The following is a 16,442-nucleotide window of genomic DNA, read 5'->3' as shown; positions in this document are numbered from 1 at the left end:
TCAGGCCCTCCTGACCGGCAAAAGCCGCGGATCGTAGGGATCCAGTCCCACGCTTTCGGAGGGTGGACCGTATCCGGCCATGCGCATCACTTCCTTCTCGTCCTGGGGTGACTTCCCGGGCAAGGTGGCGCAGATGGCCGCCAGCATCGTGGCATGCGGCAGGTTGTCCCGAAGCAGCCCCAGCCGAAGCATCTCCAAGCTGGCCCGGTAACGCTTCAGCAGGGTGCGTCCGGCCGCGGAATCCACCCGGGCAGCGAATTCCAGCACCATGGGCAGGTAGTCGGGAAGTTCCCCGTCCAGGTCCACCAGGGCGCCGCTGTGCCGGTAGGCCTCCTTGAAGAAGCCCAGCACCTCACCGCGGCGCCGGGTGTCGCCATCGGTCCAGTAGCTCAAATGCAGCGCGTGCCGCCGGCCGAGATCGAACTCGCGGACATATTGGGCCTGCAGTTCCATGGGCGGGGTGGCCTCGAGAAGGTCCAGTACCGGCGCAAATGCCGGCAAAGCCCCGGGAAACTCGGACAGCGCTGCCCGGACCAGGGGAACCCGCTGCACCAGGTCCTCATCGGGATAGGACAGGCACCAGGCCGCTGCCAGGTACACCACCTGGTCGTGGCGGTTCACGGCTGGTCCTCCGCAGCGTCGAGGGTATCCGCTTCGTGCCCCTTGTCCGGGAACAGGCCGGGCGGCGCCCCGCGGCCGTCCCAGTTCAGCAGGTTCACCCGCCCGCGCAGGCCCGTCCCCTCGGCGATGGTGTCCGAGCTCTGCCGGTCCCGCAAGGCGTTGAACGTGTCCACTGCCACCGGGACGGGCCGCCCGCTCGCCTCGCCAAACGGGGCCGAGTCCTGCATGCCCGGTCCGCCGTCGAAATCCAGCGAGCAGCCCAGCTCCTCCAGGTCGTGCGCCTGCTCAAGGTGCGCCGTGGGAATGACATAGCGTTCGCTGTACTTGGCGATGGCCATCAGCCGGTACATGTCATACATGCTTTGCCCGTCCATGCCCACGGACTCCGGGATGGCCTCGTCCGGGTCCCCACCCATGCTGATGCCGCGCATGAAGGACCGCATGGCCGCGAGCTTCCGCAGCACGGCCGTAACCCGCTCCGTATCCCCGGCAGTGAAGAGCTCGGCGAGGTACTCCACCGGGATCCGCAGGGCGTCGATGGCGCCGAACAGGTTGCCGGGATCCTCGCCGTCGTGCCCCTGGTCGCGGAGGAGGTCCACCACGGGGGAGAGGGGCGGGACGTACCAGACCATGGGCATGGTGCGGTACTCCGGATGCAGGGGCAAGGCCACCTTGTACACCTTGGCCAGGGCGTAGACGGGGGACCGGCGGGCGGCGTCCAGCCAGTCCTCGGGGATGCCCTGTGCCCGGGCCTCCGCCTGGACGCGGGGATCGTTGGGGTCCAGCAACACGTCCATCTGGGCGTCGTAGAGGTCCCTCGGATCGGTGACCGACGCTGCCGCGGTGACAGCATCGGCGTCGTACAAAAACAGTCCCAGGTAGCGCAGCCGGCCCACGCACGTCTCGGAGCACACGGTGGGCAGGCCGACCTCCACCCGGGGGTAGCAGAACGTGCATTTCTCGGCCTTGCCGGTCTTGTGGTTGAAATAGATCTTCTTGTACGGGCAGCCCGTGACGCACTGGCGCCAGCCGCGGCACCGGTCCTGGTCCACCAGCACAATCCCGTCCTCCACCCGCTTGTAGATAGCACCCGACGGGCAGGACGCCATGCAGGAGGGGTTCAGGCAGTGCTCGCAGATCCGGGGGAGATAGAACATGAAGGTCTGCTCGTAGGCGAACTTGATCTTGTCCTCGGACTCACGCCGGATCTTCGCCACGATCGGGTCCAGGTTCCCGTGCTCGGTGGCGCCGCCCAGATCATCATCCCAGTTGGCGGACCAGGTGATCTTGGTGTCCTTGCCGGTGATCAGGGACTTCGGCCGGGCCACGGGGAAGTCGTCGCCCAACGGAGCGTCCACCAGGGTCTTGTAGTCGTAGGTCCACGGCTCGTAGTAGTCCTTCAGCTCGGGCTGGACGGGGCTGGCGAAGATGCCGATGAGCTTCTTCACCCTGCCGCCGGCCTTCAGCGTCAGCTTGCCGCGCCGGTTCAGGGTCCAGCCGCCGTACCAGCGCTCCTGGTCCTCATACCGGCGCGGATAGCCCTGCCCGGGCCGGGTCTCCACATTGTTGAACCACACGTATTCCATGCCGGCACGGTTGGTCCACGCCTGCTTGCAGGTCACCGAGCACGTGTGGCAGCCGATGCATTTGTCCAGGTTCATCACCATGCCCATCTGGGCCATCACCCGCATCAGTACTGCACCTCCTGCGAGCGGCGGCGCACCGTGGCCACCATGTCGCGCTGGTTCCCGGTGGGGCCAAGATAGTTGAACGCGTAGGCCAGCTGCGCGTAGCCGCCGGCCAGGTGCGAGGGTTTCACCAGCAGCCGGGTCACGGAGTTGTGGATGCCGCCGCGCCGTCCGGTGGCCTCGGACTTGGGCACGTCGATGGTGCGCTCCTGGGCATGGTGGACGTAGACCACTCCGGCCGGCATGCGGTGGCTTACAATTGCCCGGGCCACCAGGACGCCGTTGACATTGGTGCATTCCACCCAGTCGTTGTCCCGGACCTTGATGGCGTCGGCGTCGGCCGGGCTCATCCAGACGGTGGGTCCGCCCCGGGACAGGGAGAGCATCAGCAGGTTGTCCTGGTATTCGGAGTGGATGGACCACTTGGAGTGCGGGGTCAGGTACCGGACCGTGACCTCCATGGCGCCATCGGAGCCAAGCCGTGGTTCGCCGAACAGCCGGTGCATGTCCAGCGGCGGCCGGTAGATGGGCAGGTTTTCGCCGATGTCTGTCATCCAGTCGTGGTCCAGGAAGAAGTGCATCCGGCCGGTGAGGGTGTGGAAGGGCTTGAGCCGTTCGATGTTGATGGTGAACGGCGCGTACCGCCGGCCGCCGGTTTCCGATCCGGACCATTCCGGGGACGTGATCACCGGGACCGGACCCGCCTGCGTCTGGGCAAACGTGATGAACTTTTCCTCCGAGCCCTCAGCCAGGTCCGCGAGCTTCCTGCCGGTGCGGACTTCCAGGTCCTTGAAGCCCTGGACGGACAGCAGGCCGTTGGTGGTGCCGGAGAACGCCAGGATCGCTTCGGCCATCTTCGCGTCCGTATCCATGGCGGGCCTGCCGTCCGCCGCGCCGCCCAGCATCACGCCGTTGGTGTGGCTGAGCCTGGCCACGGGTTGAGCCACGTTGTAGGTGACGTTCTTGACGGTGAAGCCGAGCTTGTCTGCCAAGGGTCCGACGGCGGCGAGCTTGTCCGCGATGGCCGTATAGTCCCGCTCCACAACGGAGAAGACGGGCATGTTCTGCCCCGGGACGGCCGGGATGTGGGGGTCCCGCCAGTCCCGGACCCGCCCGCCGGGTTGAGCCAGCTGGCCGGGAGTGTCGTGCATCAGCGGCACGCTGACCAGGTCTTTCCGGATGCCCAGGTGGTCCTTGGCGAGCCGGGAGAATTCCCTGGCCAGCAGGTGGAAGGTGTCAAAGTCGGTCTTGGTTTCCCAGGGCGGGTCGATCGCAGGGCTGAACGCATGCACGAACGGGTGCATGTCCGTGGAGGAAAGGTCATGCTTTTCGTACCAGGTGGCGGCGGGGAACACGACGTCGGACAGCAGCGTGGTGGAGGTCATCCGGAAGTCGGCGGAGACCAACAGATCCAGCTTTCCCTCAGGTGCCGTCCCATGCCAGGCCACCTCCCGGGGCTTGAGCTCCTCCGCGCTGTCCGGGCCCAGGACGTTGTTGTGGGTTCCCAGCAGGTTCCGGAGGAAGTACTCGTTGCCCTTGGCGGATGAGCCGAAGAGATTGGACCGCCACAGCACCAGGGTGCGCGGCCAGTTCCGCGGCGCGTCCACATCCTCGATGGCCGGGTTGAGGGAGCGGTTCTTGAGGGAGTCGGCAATGTAGGACGGCGCATCAGCTGCGGTGCCCGCGGCGACGGCGGCCTCCGCCTCATCCGCCACGTCCAGGGGGTTGCGGTCGAACTGGGGGTAGAAGGGCATCCAGCCAAGCCGGGCGGACTGGGCGATGGCATCCGCCGTATGCATGCCGTCCAGCTTTCCCGTGGACAGCGGGGACTTCAGGGCATCGGCCGAGTAGCCGTCCTGCCGCCACTGGTCGGTGTGCATGTACCAGTAGCCGGTGCCGATCATGGTCCGCGGCGGCCGGGACCAGTCCAGCGCGTTGGCCAGGGATACCCAGCCAGTGACGGGGCGGGTCTTTTCCTGGCCCACATAGTGCGCCCAGCCGCCGCCGTTGCGCCCCATGCAGCCGGTAAGCATCACCAGTGCCAGCACGGCGCGATAGGTCGTGTCGCCGTGGAACCACTGGCAGATGCCCGCGCCCATAATGATCATGGACCGGCCCTGCGACTGCTCGGCATTGCGGGCGAACTCACGCGCTACCCTGATGCAGGCCTGCGCCGGAACGCTGGTGATCTCCTCCTGCCACGCAGGCGTGTAAGGGGTGGCGGCGTCGTCGTATCCCTCGGCCCACGTGCCGGGAAGGCCCTGACGGCCCACGCCGTACTGGGCCAGCATGAGGTCGAACACCGTGGTGACCAGATGGCCGTCGACCTCCAGGACCGGGACACCCCGGCGCAGGATGCTGCCCCCGCCGCCTGCATCCTCGAAACAGGGGAGCAGGATTTCGGCGCTCTGCGTGGACACTTCCTTGAGGGAAAGGGCGGGCTCGATCCCTTCGAGGTCCAGGTTCCATTTGCCCTCCCCGCTAAGCGAATAGCGGAACCCCATGGACCCGTTGGGAACGGCGGCCCGGGCCGCCGCCTTGTCGTACAGGACAGTGCGGAACGCTGCATCCTCGGCCAGCGACTCACTGGGGACGTCCAGGGCGGTGAGGAATTTCGACGGCGTGAGGGCGCCGTCGTCGTTCTTCTCCAGCCTGACCAGGAAGGGAAGGTCGGTGTACTGCTTCACGTAGTCGGCGAAGAACGGCACCTGCCGGTCGACGAAGAATTCCTTCAGCATCACGTGGCCCATGGCCATGGCCAGTGCTGCGTCCGTCCCCGCCTGGGCGGGAAGCCATTCGTCGGCGAACTTGGTGTTGTCCGCATAGTCCGGACTGACCGTGACCACCTTGGTGCCGCGGTACCGGACCTCGGTCATCCAGTGCGCATCCGGCGTGCGCGTCACCGGAACGTTGGAGCCCCACATCATGAGGTAGCGGGCGTCCCACCAGTCCCCGGACTCGGGAACGTCGGTCTGGTCCCCGAACACCTGGGGGCTCGCGACGGGAAGGTCGGCGTACCAGTCGTAGAAGGAGGTCATCACCCCGCCGATGAGCTGGATGAAGCGGGTGCCCACGGCGTGGGAGACCATGGACATGGCCGGGATGGGCGAAAAGCCGGCGCACCGGTCCGGCCCATAGGTCTTGATGGTGTTCACGTGGGCGGCGGCGGCGATCTCGATGGCCTCCTGCCAGGACACGCGTACCAGGCCACCCTTGCCGCGGGCCTGCTGGTAGCGGCGCCGCCGCTCCGGGTCGGCGGCTACCTCGACGAACGCCAGCACGGGGTCGCCCAGCCGGGCCTTGGCTTCCCGGTACATTTCCACCAGGACGCCCCGGGCGTAGGGGAAACGGACCCGGGTGGGGGAGTAGGTGTACCAGGAAAAGGCTGCCCCGCGCGGGCAGCCCCGTGGCTCATACTCCGGGCTGTCGGCCCCTACGGAGGGGTAGTCTGTCTGCTGCGACTCCCATGTGATGATGCCGTCCTTGACGTACACCTTCCAGGAGCACGAACCCGTGCAGTTCACCCCATGCGTGGAGCGCACCACCTTGTCGTGGCTCCAGCGGTCGCGGTAGAAAATGTCGCCCTTGCGGCCGCCCTCGCGGAACACCGCCCTGCCGTCATCCGTCTGCTCCCACCTCGTGAAGAAACGGCCCAGCTTCAACATCGCTTCTGATGCGGGTCCATCTAACCCCGCATGGGGTCCGGCAGCCATGCCCCCAAGCTAGGTGGCTTCCGGAAACCGTGGACAGGGCACAAAGCCCCTGTTCAGCACCACGTCGCTTCTGTCTGCCGGTGCCTTGCGGGCAGAATGGGTGCATGACACGCATCGCCATCATTGGCGGCCACGGGAAAGTGGCCCTCCTCCTGTCCGAACTGCTCACCGGCGAGGGCCACTCCGTGACCTCGTTCATCCGAAACCCGGACCATGCCGACGACGTCACAGCCACCGGCGCCACGCCGTCGGTCCTGGACGTGGAGAATTCCACGACGGCGGCCATCGCCGATGCGCTCGCCGGGCACGACGCCGTGGTCTGGTCCGCGGGTGCCGGCGGCGGCAGCCCGGAGCGGACCTACGGGGTGGATCGGGATGCGGCCATCCGCTCCATGGACGCCGCTGCCCAGGCCGGGGTGGACCGGTATGTCATGGTGTCCTACTTCGGCGCCGGCAGGGACCACGGGGTGCCGGAGGACAGCAGCTTCTTTGCGTATGCCGAAGCGAAAGCGGCTGCTGACGAGTACCTCCGCGGCACCAAGCTGGCCTGGACCATTCTTGGCCCGGGCGCGCTGACGGACAACCCCGGAACGGGACGGATCGACGTCGACCCCTCGCCGGAAGGGGAACGGGAAACTTCCCGGGCAAACGTGGCGATCGTGGCGGCGGCAGTGCTGGACCTGCCGCAGACCGCCGGCCGCACCGTCGAGTTCCGCGACGGCACCCTGCCGGTGGCCGCGGCCCTGGAACCGCGCCCCTAGCCTCCTAAGGCGTCCGAAGCTCCAGGTCCAGCGAGTTCCTTTCCACGTAGTCCAGGGCGCAGCGCACGGCGCCTACCGTCACAATGGAATCACCCAGCGGGGACACCGCCACCCGTGCAGGGGTGGCGGTGAACTCGTGCAGGCGCTCGCTGATGGGCGCCAGGAGGACGTCCGCCGAATCCGCCACGCCCCCGCCAATCACCACCAGTTCGGGGTTAAGCATGGTGGCCACAGTGCCCACCACCCGTGCCATCCTGTCCGCCAGCCGGTCCAGGATGCCCAGGGCCACGGAGTCCCCTTGGGATGCTGCGGCGAAGACCTGCTCGGCCTCCACACGCGCCGGCCGGAGGTCGCGGAGGGCGGTGGGCGTGTCCGTGGCCAGTGCCTCGGCTGCCCAGGTCCTGGCCAGGTGGGCGATGCCGTAGGTGTCACCCACGCCTTCCACCAGGTTCAGGTAGGCAAGTTCGCCGGCACTGCCGCGGCTTCCGTGCACCAGCCGACCGCCTTCCACGATGCCGGATCCCAGCCGTTCGCTGGCCAGGATCACCACCACGTCGTCGACGCCGGCAGCCGCCCCCTGCCAGCGGTCGCCAAGGGCGGCAAGGTTGGCGTCGTTTTCCAGCAGCACCGTCCACCCGCGGGTCTCCTTGAGGGCCGGCCGCAGCCCGAGGTCGAACAGTCCCCAGAACTTTTGCGTGGCCACCACGTCCCCGTGCCGGTCCACCGGTGCTGCCACCCCGGCGCACACGGCCAGCACCTGTTCAGGCCCGGTTCCCGCGGACTGCAGCGCCGCCATGGCCACGCCGTCAATGAAGGCGATGCGTTCCTTCGAGCCGACGTCACCAGCTTGGAAGGGGCGGCTGGAGCGGCCAAGGGTCATGCCCCGGAGATCGGAAACCACCACGGTGACCTTGGAGTAGCCGATGTCCATGCCCAGGACCACGCCCGCCCGCCCGTCGAGTTCGAACCGGCGGGCGGGACGGCCCTTCTGGTACCCCCCGAACTCGCGCTGGTTCTCCAGCTCCAGGATCCAGCCGCGCCGCACCAGGTCCTCGCAGACGGCAATGGTGGTGGCACGGGTGAGTCCTGTGGCGGCCATGACGTCCGTGACCGTCACTGCCGCCGTCGTCCGCATGAATTCCAGGACCGCGCCGGCGCTGACGCGCCGCAGCAACTGGGGGGTCGCCGGAACTGGTTCGGGCATGCTGTTGACCTTCCTGTGCAAATCACCAGATAATACTTGAGGAAGTAAATTTAGGCTCAATATAAATATAACCGCACTGAAGAAGAGGGTTAGTCCTTGTCCACCACTGCCACCCTGGCAACCCTGTCCGACTCTGACCGTCTGGCCGACCCCAACTGGTGGCGCCAGGCCTCCGTCTACCAGATCTACCCCCGCAGCTTTGCCGACTCCAACGGAGACGGCATCGGCGACCTCAAGGGCATCACCGCCAAGGTCCCGTACCTGAAGTCGCTGGGAATCGACGCCGTCTGGCTGAGCCCGTTCTACCCGTCAGCGCTCGCCGACGGCGGCTATGACGTTGACGACTACCGTGACGTCGACCCCAAGCTGGGCACGCTGGCCGACTTCGACGAGATGGCGAAGGCACTGCACGACGCCGGCATCAAGCTCATCGCGGACATCGTCCCCAACCATTCGTCCAACCGGCACAAGTGGTTCCAGGAAGCACTGGCCTCGCCCAAGGGCTCCCCGGCCCGGGACCGCTACATCTTCCGTGATGGCAAGGGCCCCAACGGCGAGTTCCCGCCGTCGGACTGGGACTCCGTGTTCGGCGGACCGGCCTGGGAGCGCATCACCGAACCGGACGGCACCCCGGGCCAGTGGTACATGCACATCTTCGCCAAGGAACAGCCGGACCTGAACTGGTCCAACCGCGAAATTCGTGACGACTTCCTCAAGACCCTGCGTTTCTGGTCAGACCGGGGCGTGGACGGCTTCCGCGTTGACGTGGCACATGCCCTCACCAAGGACCTCACCGAGCCGCTGCTGTCCAAGCTGGAACTGAGCGCCGCCAACACCGGTGTGGACGGATTCGACGACGGCACGCACCCCTTCTGGGACCGCGACGAAGTGCACGAGATCTACGCCGAATGGCGCGAGGTGTTCAACGAATACAACCCGCCCCGCACCGCCGTTGCCGAAGCCTGGGTGCACGCCACCCGCCGCGCCCGCTACGCCAGCCCGCAGGGACTGGGCCAGGCCTTCAACTTCGACCTGCTGCAGGCCGACTTCGATGCCGCCGAATACAAGGAAATCATCACCCGCAACCTTGCCGAGGCCGCTGCCACCGGCGCCTCCTCCACGTGGGTGTTCTCCAACCACGACGTGGTGCGCCACGCCACCCGCTATGGCCTGCCCCAGGTGGCCAAGGAAAAGGCCGGCGCCAAGGGCCAGGACGGCAAGGACTGGCTCCTCGCCGGAGGCCCCAAAGACCAGCTGGACGTTGAGCTCGGCGAACGCCGCGCCCGCGCCGCCACCCTCCTGATGCTCGCCGTGCCCGGATCCGCCTACCTGTACCAGGGAGAGGAACTGGGCCTGCAGGAAGTTGCCGATATTCCCGAATCGGAGCGGCAGGACCCGTCCTTCTTCCGCAACAAGGGCGTGGAGATCGGCCGCGACGGCTGCCGCGTGCCGCTGCCCTGGAAGGTGGAAGGCACCTCCTTCGGCTTCGGCGACGGCGGCTCCCACCTGCCCCAGCCGGATTGGTTCAGCAAGTACGCCGTGGAGGCCCAGGACGGAACGGAAGGCTCCACCCTGGAGCTCTACCGCAAGGCCCTGAAGCTCCGCCGGGAGCTGCTGACGGACGAGGACCTCGAATGGGTTGAAAACGGCAGCCCGGACGTCCTGCACTTCAAGCGCCCCAACGGCTGGCAGTCGGTGACCAACTTCGGCACCACCGCCGTGGACCTTCCCGCCGGGACCGTCCTGGTCAGCAGCGCTCCGCTGGAGGACGGCAAGCTGCCGGCCAACACCACCGCCTGGCTGCGGGACTGATGCAGGAAGTCATCTACGGCTGCATGGGCCTGGGCGGCAGCTGGTCTGGGGAACCGCATGAAGCTCGCCATGTGGACCAGGCCGCCGCTGCCGTCCAGGCCGCCCTAGACGCGGGCATCACCCTGTTCGACCACGCTGATATCTACCGCACCGGAAAGTCCGAGGCGGTGTTTGGTGAGGTTCTGGCCGGCACGCCGGGCCTGCGGGAGCGCATCCGGCTGCAGACCAAGTGCGGCATCCGGCTGAACGAACGCGGCCTGCAGACCCACTACGACCTGAGCCGGGACGCCATCCTGGAGCGGGTCAACGGCAGCCTTAAACGGCTCCGGACCGACTACGTGGATATCCTCCTGCTGCACCGCCCGGACCCCCTGGCGGACCCGGCGGAGGTGGCATCCGCCGTCGGGCAGCTCATGGCTGAAGGCAAGGTCCGGCAATTGGGCGTGTCCAACATGTCCGCGGCGCAGATCGAGGTGCTGCAGGACCGGCTGGAGACGCCCGTGGTGGCCAACCAGCTGGAAATGAGCCTGCTCAAGCGGGCATGGCTGGAAAGCCAGGTGCTGGTCAACCACCCGGAACACCTGGACTACAGCTTCCCGCACGGCACCGTGGAATACTGCACCCGCAACAACATCAGCCTGCAGGCCTATGGTGCGCTGGCCCGCGGCGCCTACACGGGAGCTGAGCCGGAGAACCCCGGCTCAGCCGAGGCGGCGACCGCGGAACTGGTGGCCCAGTTGGCGGGGGAGTACGGCGCCACCGGCGAGGCTATTCTCCTGGGGTGGCTGATGAAGCATCCCGCCGGAATCGCGCCGGTGATCGGCACGGTCAACCCCGATCGGATCCGGGCCTGCGGCGACGCAGCGAGGGCGGCCCAGGCCATGAGCCGGGCTGACTGGTACAAACTCTGGGTCACAGCCCGCGGGAGCAACATCCCCTGACCCTCCCAACTGACTGGCAGTAGTTGTCGTTTTGGAGCTCCAAAACGACAACTACTGCCAGTTGCTTTCCCCTCCCGGCCAGTCATATCCCGTTTAGTTCGTATTGAACCTCACAAGCGGGCCGTTTTCTTCGCCGTGCCGCTTCCGGGCCGGATACTGTAGAAAGCATGACGTCTACCATCGCCGCCGAAACCGTTAGGCCGGAACGCAATATCCCCGCCGAGATCGCCCGCTCCTGGCTGCTGGTCAATGCCATGAAGCCGGAACTCTTCGACCAGTCGGCCGTTTCCCGCGCGGACTCGATCATCCTGGATATTGAAGACGCCGTGGACCCCTCGCAGAAGGACCAGGCCCGGAACAACGTCATCGACTGGCTTACCGCCGGCGGCAAGGCCTGGGTCCGGATCAACGACGCCACCAGCCCGTTCTGGGCTGATGACCTCGCCGGCCTGCGCGGCACCCCAGGGCTGCTGGGCGTCATGCTCGCCAAGACCGAATCCGCGGACCAGGTGACCGAGAGCTACCACCGCATGGACGGCAAGACGCCCGTCATCCCGCTCGTGGAATCCGCCCTCGGCATCGAGGAAGCCAACCACATCGCCAAGGCCCAGGGCGCGTTCCGCCTGGCCTTCGGCTCCGGCGACTTCCGCCGGGACACCGGCATGGCCGCCACCCCGGAAGCCATGGCCTACCCCCGCGCCAAGCTCGTGGTCGCCAGCCGCGTCGGCAACCTGCCCGGCCCCATCGACGGCCCCACCGTCGGCACCAACCACCCCATCCTGCGCGAGCAGACCGGCATCACCGTAATGATGGGCATGACCGGCAAGCTCTGCCTGGCGATCGACCAGACCCCGGTCATCAACGAGGTCATCAGCCCCACGCCGTCCGACGTCGCCTGGGCCACCGACTTCATGAACGACTTCGAGGCCAACGGCCGCGTCATCCGTGATGGCTCCGACCTGCCCCGCCTGGGCCGCGCCGAGAAGATCATGAAGCTCGCGGTAGCCTTTGGGGTGCAGCCCGCGCTGTAACACCCCCACACACATCAGGAGACCCCGTTGACCGATACACGCTATCTGGTCCACGGGGTCTTTTGGGAGGGCCCGCCGGCTGACCAGCCCGCGGAACCCGATAAGACAGCGGACGACGGCGGCGGCCCGGTTCTGCGCCTCCAGTCACCGGAGGGGGAGTTCCGGGAGATCGCCCTGCGCCGGGGACACCGGCTCGGCTTCCAGGTGGCGGAGCCCGGAAGGTTCTGCCTGGGCCATGTGCAGATGCGACAGGCCGGCTCGCGCAGCCACGTTCTCTGTGCCTCCGCTGCCCCGGCCATCCGGGGAAAGCAGTGCGAGCGGTGCTTCATACTGGACGAGTCGCGGCTGATGCACGACTTCCACCGCGGCGGCCGCGTCACTCCCGGCCTGCGGGAGTACCTGATGCAGGAACACTGGCTCTACGTGGCAACCTTTGCCGGCGGCGCCACCAAGGTGGGGACGGCGTCCGGCCCACGGAAGTGGAACCGGCTCGCGGAGCAGGGGGCCGCGGTTGCGCGCTATGTGGCCCGGGCGCAGGACGGCCGGGTGGTGCGGATCCTTGAGGACCTGGTGACGGCCGACGTCGGGCTGACGCAGCAGGTGCGGTCCTCGGCCAAAGCCGAAGCACTGCTGCAGCCGCTCCCAGCCACGGCGTTGGACGCCGTCAATGCCCGTGCCGCCAGGGACGTTCGAGCACTCCTGGCGCGCACCGCCGTCGACGGTTTCGAACCTGTCGATGAGCAGTGGAGCAGGCCCGCGCACGCTGATGCCCTGAACGGGGATGCCATCTTTGGAAACAAGCCTCGCCATGCATACCCGCACGCCCTGGAGGCGGGGCAGCACGGGTTCGGCATTGCTGCCTTGAGCGGCGCGAACGCCTTGGCCCGGCTGGACGGCTCGGACGCGGATTTTGTGGTTAACCTGTCCCAACTGGCCGCCCGCACGATTGTCCTGGGTGACTTTGTTTCGGAGGTGCCCGCAGTGCAGGAAGCCCTGTTCTGACCCAGCCCGGGACGCCGGGCGCGGCCGCTAGACTTGGACGGTGCTGAACGAATTCTGGGCCACTGCGCCAACCCGCTACAAAGTCCTGGTTTTCAGCGCGATGGGCCTGATCGCCGTCGGTATCATCCTCAACCTCATCGGCAACACTGGTGGCAACCAGGGACTTGCCATGGCGTCCCTGCCGCTGATCGGGCTGGGCCTGGTCCTGCATGTCGTCGGCCTCGTGGTCCGCGGCCAGGCCATCCGCCGGAACCTCCGCCGGTAGCGGGCGCCAAAAACCGCGGCGGGCCTTTTCTAACGGCCAAGACGCGGACTATAGGCTGGAATCCATGACTATCAATCCGGATCTGCAGGGCCGAAGCTACCCTGCCGCAGAGGTGTACGACGTTGGCCGCGAGAAAATCCGCGAGTTCGCCCGCGCCGTGAAGGCCACCCACCCTGCACACTTCGACATCGACGCAGCCAAGGCGCTGGGCCACAGCGACCTGGTGGCGCCCCCCACCTTCGCCATCATCATCGCCCAGCGCGCCGACGCCCAGCTCATCCAGGATCCGGAAGCGGGCATCGACTTCTCCCGCGTGGTCCACGCAGACCAGCGCTTCACCCACCACCGGCCCATCATTGCCGGCGACCGCCTGGTGGCGGAACTGCATGTGGACGGCGTCCGGGCCATGGGCGGCGGTGCCATGATCACCACCCGCTCGGAGATCTTCGCCCTGGGTTCCGGCGACTCCCGGGAACCCGTCACCACCACCACGTCATCCATCCTGGTCCGCGGAGAGGGACAGTAGCCATGAGCCTCAGCATCCACGAACTCAGCCCCGGCCAGGAGATCGGCAGCCGCACCATCGCGGTGACCCGTACAGACCTGGTGAAGTACGCCGGCGCTTCCGGTGACTTCAACCCCATCCACTGGAACGAAGCCTTCGCCACCAGCGTGGAACTGCCGTGCGTGATCGCCCACGGCATGTTCACCATGGGCTCAGCCGTCCAGCTGGTGAGCGACTGGGCAGGCGACCCCGCCGCCGTCGTCGATTTCCAGACCCGCTTCACCAAGCCCGTCCTGGTCACGGACACCACCGGGACCGACCAGCCCGGAGCCAGCATCGAGGTCAGCGGCATCATCGGGAAGCTCGACGCTGAAGCCAACACGGCGCGAATCGACCTCACAGTGGTCTCCGCCGGGCAGAAAGTCCTGATGAAGGCCCAGGCCCTCGTCAAGCTGTCCTAAGCTGCACCTTTTGACCACTCCTGCAGGAACCACCGCCACCGCCGCACAAGTCACCGCCGCACAAGTCACCGCCTGGCGCAACGCCGTCGTCATTGCCTACGGGGCCAGCGGCCTGGCCTTTGCCTCCTGGGTCTCCCGGTTGCCGGCCATCCGGGACGCGCTGGACCTCACCCCGGGCAACGTGGGCATCATCCTGCTGTGCATGACGCTGGGCTCGTTCGCTTCCGTGTCCATGTCGGGGCTGATCGTGCTGCGGCTGGGCTCCAAGCGGACCATCCGCACCGGCAGCATCATGGTGGGTGCCGGGCTGCTGACCACCGGTTTTGGCACAACTGTGCTGGCAAACCCGATGGCAACAGCCGTCGGCCTGGCCATCATCGGCCTGGGCACCGGGAGCTGGAACACTGCCTCCAACGTGGAGGGTGCAGCGGTGGAACGCGCAGTGGGCCGGCACATCATGCCACGGCTCCACGGGGCGTTCAGCCTGGGAACTGTGGCTGGCGCCGGACTTGGCGCCCTTGCTGCGGCCGTGTCCCTGCCCGTGTTCTGGCACCTGGCAGCGGCAGGGGCGGTGGTGGCTGTCTCGGTGGCGACGGCTGCGTCCTGGTTCCGTGCCGATGCCACGCCGGTGCCGGGGGAGCGCAGCTACTCCCCGGACAATTTCGAGGACCCCACTACAGGACCCATCCCCGTGATTCCTGCCGCGGGCACGGCGGAGGCGCCGCTGGACAACAAGCGCAGGATCGCCCAGGCCTGGCGGGAGCGGCGGACCCTGCTGCTCGGGGTCCTGGTGCTGGGCCTTGCACTGGCTGAAGGCGCCGCGGGGGACTGGGTGGCCCTGGGGCTGGCGGACGGCCACGGGCAGAGCGACGCCGCCGGTGCTGCCGGTTATGGCCTCTTTGTCACGTTCATGACCATCGGGCGCTTTGCCGGGACGGTGCTGCTCGATAAGTTCGGCAGGGTCCCGGTGATGCGGTGGTGCGCCGCGATGGCCGTGGTGGGCCTTGGCATCTTCGTCTTCGCCCCGGCGCCGTGGCTCGCCTACGTTGGGCTGGCGGCCTGGGGCCTGGGCGCCTCCCTGGGCTTTCCAGTGGGCATGTCCGCCGCGGCCGACGATCCCGCCAAAGCCGCCGCCCGGGTATCGGTGGTATCCACCATCGGGTACGGGGCGTTCCTGTGCGGGCCGCCGCTGCTTGGCCTGCTGGCCGAACACGTGGGCATCCTGCATTCACTCCTGGCCGTGATGGTAATGCTCGCTGTGAGCTTCGTGCTGTCGCCGGTGGCCCGGAAGGCTGCCTGAAGGTACTGCAGGTCACTGCGCCCGCACAGTAACTTCAAGTACTGTGGATCGGTGACTCCCACCCTGCTTTCGTCCCTGACCACGTCCGCCGTCGGCGGCCCCGCCGGTATGTTCATCGAGGCGCGGACTGAGGCGGAGATCATCGACGCCGTCCGTTCCGCGGATGCGGCCGGTGAGCAGGTGCTGATCATCAGCGGTGGGTCCAACCTCCTGGTGTCCGACGACGGGTTCCCGGGGACGGTCATCAAAATCGCCTCCGAGGGGTTCACGGTCAACGCCGAGGACTCCTGTGGGGGCGTGGCCGTGGTGGTGCAGGCAGGCCATAACTGGGACAAGCTGGTGGAGCACGCCGTCCGCCATGCCTGGTCCGGCATCGAGGCCCTCTCCGGCATTCCCGGCTCAACCGGCGCCACTCCCGTCCAGAACGTGGGCGCCTACGGTGCGGAAGTTTCGCAGACCATTGCCGCTGTCCGCACTTGGGACCGGCAGCGGAATGCCGTGCAGACCTTCACGAACTCGGAACTGAAGTTCGGCTACCGGGACTCCATCCTTAAGCAGACCACCGTCAACGGCTCGCCCCGGTACGTGGTGCTCACCGTTGAATTCCAGCTGCCGCTGGGGCGGATGAGCGCCCCCATCCGGTACGCCGAATTGGCGCGCGCCCTCGGTGTGGAGGTGGGCAAACGCGCGTACGCCAACGATGTCCGCCGTGAGGTGCTCCGGCTGCGCGGCTCCAAGGGCATGGTGTGGGACGCCACGGACAGGGACACCTACTCCACCGGCTCGTTCTTCACCAACCCCATCGTTTCCGCCGACGTGGCAGACAGGCTGCCGGAAGCGGCGCCACGCTACCCGGCCGGCCAGGACGGCCAGGTCAAACTTTCGGCAGCGTGGCTGATCGACCAGGCAGGATTCGGCAAGGGCTTTGGCCTGGAGCCGGAAGGCGTGGCCGGCGGCCGTGCCTCGCTCTCCACTAAGCACACCCTGGCCATCACCAACCGCGGCTCCGCCAGCGCCGCCGACATGGTGGCCGTCGCGCGGGAGGTGAGCGCCGGCGTCGAACACCGCTTTGGCATCTCGCTGCACCCGGAGCCGCTGCTGATCGGCCTGGAGCTCTAAGCGTTCCCCGCTGTCCGCC

At 67.4% G+C, this 16,442-nt stretch carries 14 protein-coding genes; 10 read left to right on the top strand and 4 right to left on the bottom strand.

The features are described 5' to 3' along the window. From narJ to LFT44_RS14735, 3 genes are read right to left on the bottom strand one after another with little or no spacing between them, the layout of a single operon-like run. Window positions 1-621 carry a nitrate reductase molybdenum cofactor assembly chaperone gene (gene narJ, locus LFT44_RS14745; protein ID WP_236799161.1) on the bottom strand — a complete coding sequence of 207 codons (621 nt, stop codon included), beginning with the start codon at window positions 619-621 and terminating at the stop codon, window positions 1-3. Continuing rightward, window positions 618-2,312, bottom strand: a complete 1,695-nt coding sequence (gene narH / locus LFT44_RS14740) for a nitrate reductase subunit beta (RefSeq protein ID WP_236799160.1) — start codon at window positions 2,310-2,312, stop codon at window positions 618-620. The genes narJ and narH overlap by 4 nt, the downstream gene beginning before the upstream one ends. Next, window positions 2,312-6,022, bottom strand: a complete 3,711-nt coding sequence (locus tag LFT44_RS14735) for a nitrate reductase subunit alpha (RefSeq protein WP_236799159.1) — start codon at window positions 6,020-6,022, stop codon at window positions 2,312-2,314. Before LFT44_RS14735 ends, narH begins: the two co-directional genes overlap by 1 nt. Before the next feature lie 104 nt (window positions 6,023-6,126). On the opposite strand from LFT44_RS14735, the gene LFT44_RS14730 reads away from it, so the two are divergent. Continuing rightward, complete coding sequence (locus LFT44_RS14730; protein WP_236799158.1) at window positions 6,127-6,783, top strand: NAD(P)H-binding protein; 657 nt, start codon at window positions 6,127-6,129, stop codon at window positions 6,781-6,783. 4 nt (window positions 6,784-6,787) lie between these two features. On the opposite strand, the gene LFT44_RS14725 is transcribed toward LFT44_RS14730, so the two are convergent. Then, complete coding sequence (locus tag LFT44_RS14725) at window positions 6,788-7,987, bottom strand: ROK family protein (RefSeq protein WP_236799157.1); 1,200 nt, start codon at window positions 7,985-7,987, stop codon at window positions 6,788-6,790. A gap of 96 nt (window positions 7,988-8,083) precedes the next feature. Here LFT44_RS14725 and LFT44_RS14720 point away from each other — a divergent pair, with 96 nt between their 5' ends. From LFT44_RS14720 to LFT44_RS14680, 9 genes are all read left to right on the top strand, one after another. Next, on the top strand, window positions 8,084-9,799 hold the full coding sequence (locus LFT44_RS14720) for a glycoside hydrolase family 13 protein (protein ID WP_236799156.1): 1,716 nt from the start codon (window positions 8,084-8,086) through the stop codon (window positions 9,797-9,799). Next, window positions 9,799-10,740: an aldo/keto reductase gene (locus LFT44_RS14715; protein WP_236799155.1), complete on the top strand. Its 942-nt coding sequence runs from the start codon at window positions 9,799-9,801 to the stop codon at window positions 10,738-10,740. The genes LFT44_RS14720 and LFT44_RS14715 overlap by 1 nt, the downstream gene beginning before the upstream one ends. 167 nt (window positions 10,741-10,907) lie before the next feature. After that, window positions 10,908-11,771 (top strand): HpcH/HpaI aldolase/citrate lyase family protein, encoded by an 864-nt coding sequence (locus LFT44_RS14710; RefSeq protein ID WP_141942759.1) that lies wholly within the window; start codon window positions 10,908-10,910, stop codon window positions 11,769-11,771. Window positions 11,772-11,798: 27 nt separating this feature from the next. Beyond that, complete coding sequence (locus LFT44_RS14705; RefSeq protein ID WP_236799154.1) at window positions 11,799-12,773, top strand: DUF2797 domain-containing protein; 975 nt, start codon at window positions 11,799-11,801, stop codon at window positions 12,771-12,773. 40 nt (window positions 12,774-12,813) lie between these two features. Continuing rightward, the gene (locus LFT44_RS14700) at window positions 12,814-13,038 is read left to right on the top strand and encodes a DUF3188 domain-containing protein (RefSeq protein ID WP_236799153.1); all 225 of its coding nucleotides are present in this window, start codon (window positions 12,814-12,816) and stop codon (window positions 13,036-13,038) included. A gap of 64 nt (window positions 13,039-13,102) precedes the next feature. Continuing rightward, complete coding sequence (locus LFT44_RS14695) at window positions 13,103-13,564, top strand: FAS1-like dehydratase domain-containing protein (protein ID WP_236799152.1); 462 nt, start codon at window positions 13,103-13,105, stop codon at window positions 13,562-13,564. Between the two features lie 2 nt (window positions 13,565-13,566). Next, window positions 13,567-14,004: a MaoC family dehydratase gene (locus tag LFT44_RS14690; RefSeq protein WP_236799151.1), complete on the top strand. Its 438-nt coding sequence runs from the start codon at window positions 13,567-13,569 to the stop codon at window positions 14,002-14,004. A gap of 10 nt (window positions 14,005-14,014) precedes the next feature. Beyond that, window positions 14,015-15,304, top strand: a complete 1,290-nt coding sequence (locus LFT44_RS14685) for an MFS transporter (protein ID WP_236799150.1) — start codon at window positions 14,015-14,017, stop codon at window positions 15,302-15,304. Between the two features lie 51 nt (window positions 15,305-15,355). Next, complete coding sequence (locus tag LFT44_RS14680) at window positions 15,356-16,423, top strand: UDP-N-acetylmuramate dehydrogenase (RefSeq protein WP_236799149.1); 1,068 nt, start codon at window positions 15,356-15,358, stop codon at window positions 16,421-16,423. Window positions 16,424-16,442 lie beyond the last annotated feature (19 nt).

This window comes from Arthrobacter sp. FW306-05-C (assembly GCF_021801725.1).
GTDB lineage: Bacteria > Actinomycetota > Actinomycetes > Actinomycetales > Micrococcaceae > Arthrobacter.
Note: the sequence above shows the minus strand (reverse complement) of the source record. Positions and strands in the feature narration are given on the sequence as shown.

Excerpts from the sequence above, each read along its gene's own strand:
- narH (WP_236799160.1), bottom strand. The coding sequence starts at position 2,312 with ATGCGGGTGATGGCCCAGATGGGCATGGTGATGAACCTGGACAAATGC.
- LFT44_RS14735 (WP_236799159.1), bottom strand. The coding sequence starts at position 6,022 with ATGGCTGCCGGACCCCATGCGGGGTTAGATGGACCCGCATCAGAAGCG.
- LFT44_RS14730 (WP_236799158.1), top strand. The coding sequence starts at position 6,127 with ATGACACGCATCGCCATCATTGGCGGCCACGGGAAAGTGGCCCTCCTC.
- LFT44_RS14725 (WP_236799157.1), bottom strand. The coding sequence starts at position 7,987 with ATGCCCGAACCAGTTCCGGCGACCCCCCAGTTGCTGCGGCGCGTCAGC.
- LFT44_RS14715 (WP_236799155.1), top strand. The coding sequence starts at position 9,799 with ATGCAGGAAGTCATCTACGGCTGCATGGGCCTGGGCGGCAGCTGGTCT.
- LFT44_RS14710 (WP_141942759.1), top strand. The coding sequence starts at position 10,908 with ATGACGTCTACCATCGCCGCCGAAACCGTTAGGCCGGAACGCAATATC.
- LFT44_RS14695 (WP_236799152.1), top strand. The coding sequence starts at position 13,103 with ATGACTATCAATCCGGATCTGCAGGGCCGAAGCTACCCTGCCGCAGAG.
- LFT44_RS14690 (WP_236799151.1), top strand. The coding sequence starts at position 13,567 with ATGAGCCTCAGCATCCACGAACTCAGCCCCGGCCAGGAGATCGGCAGC.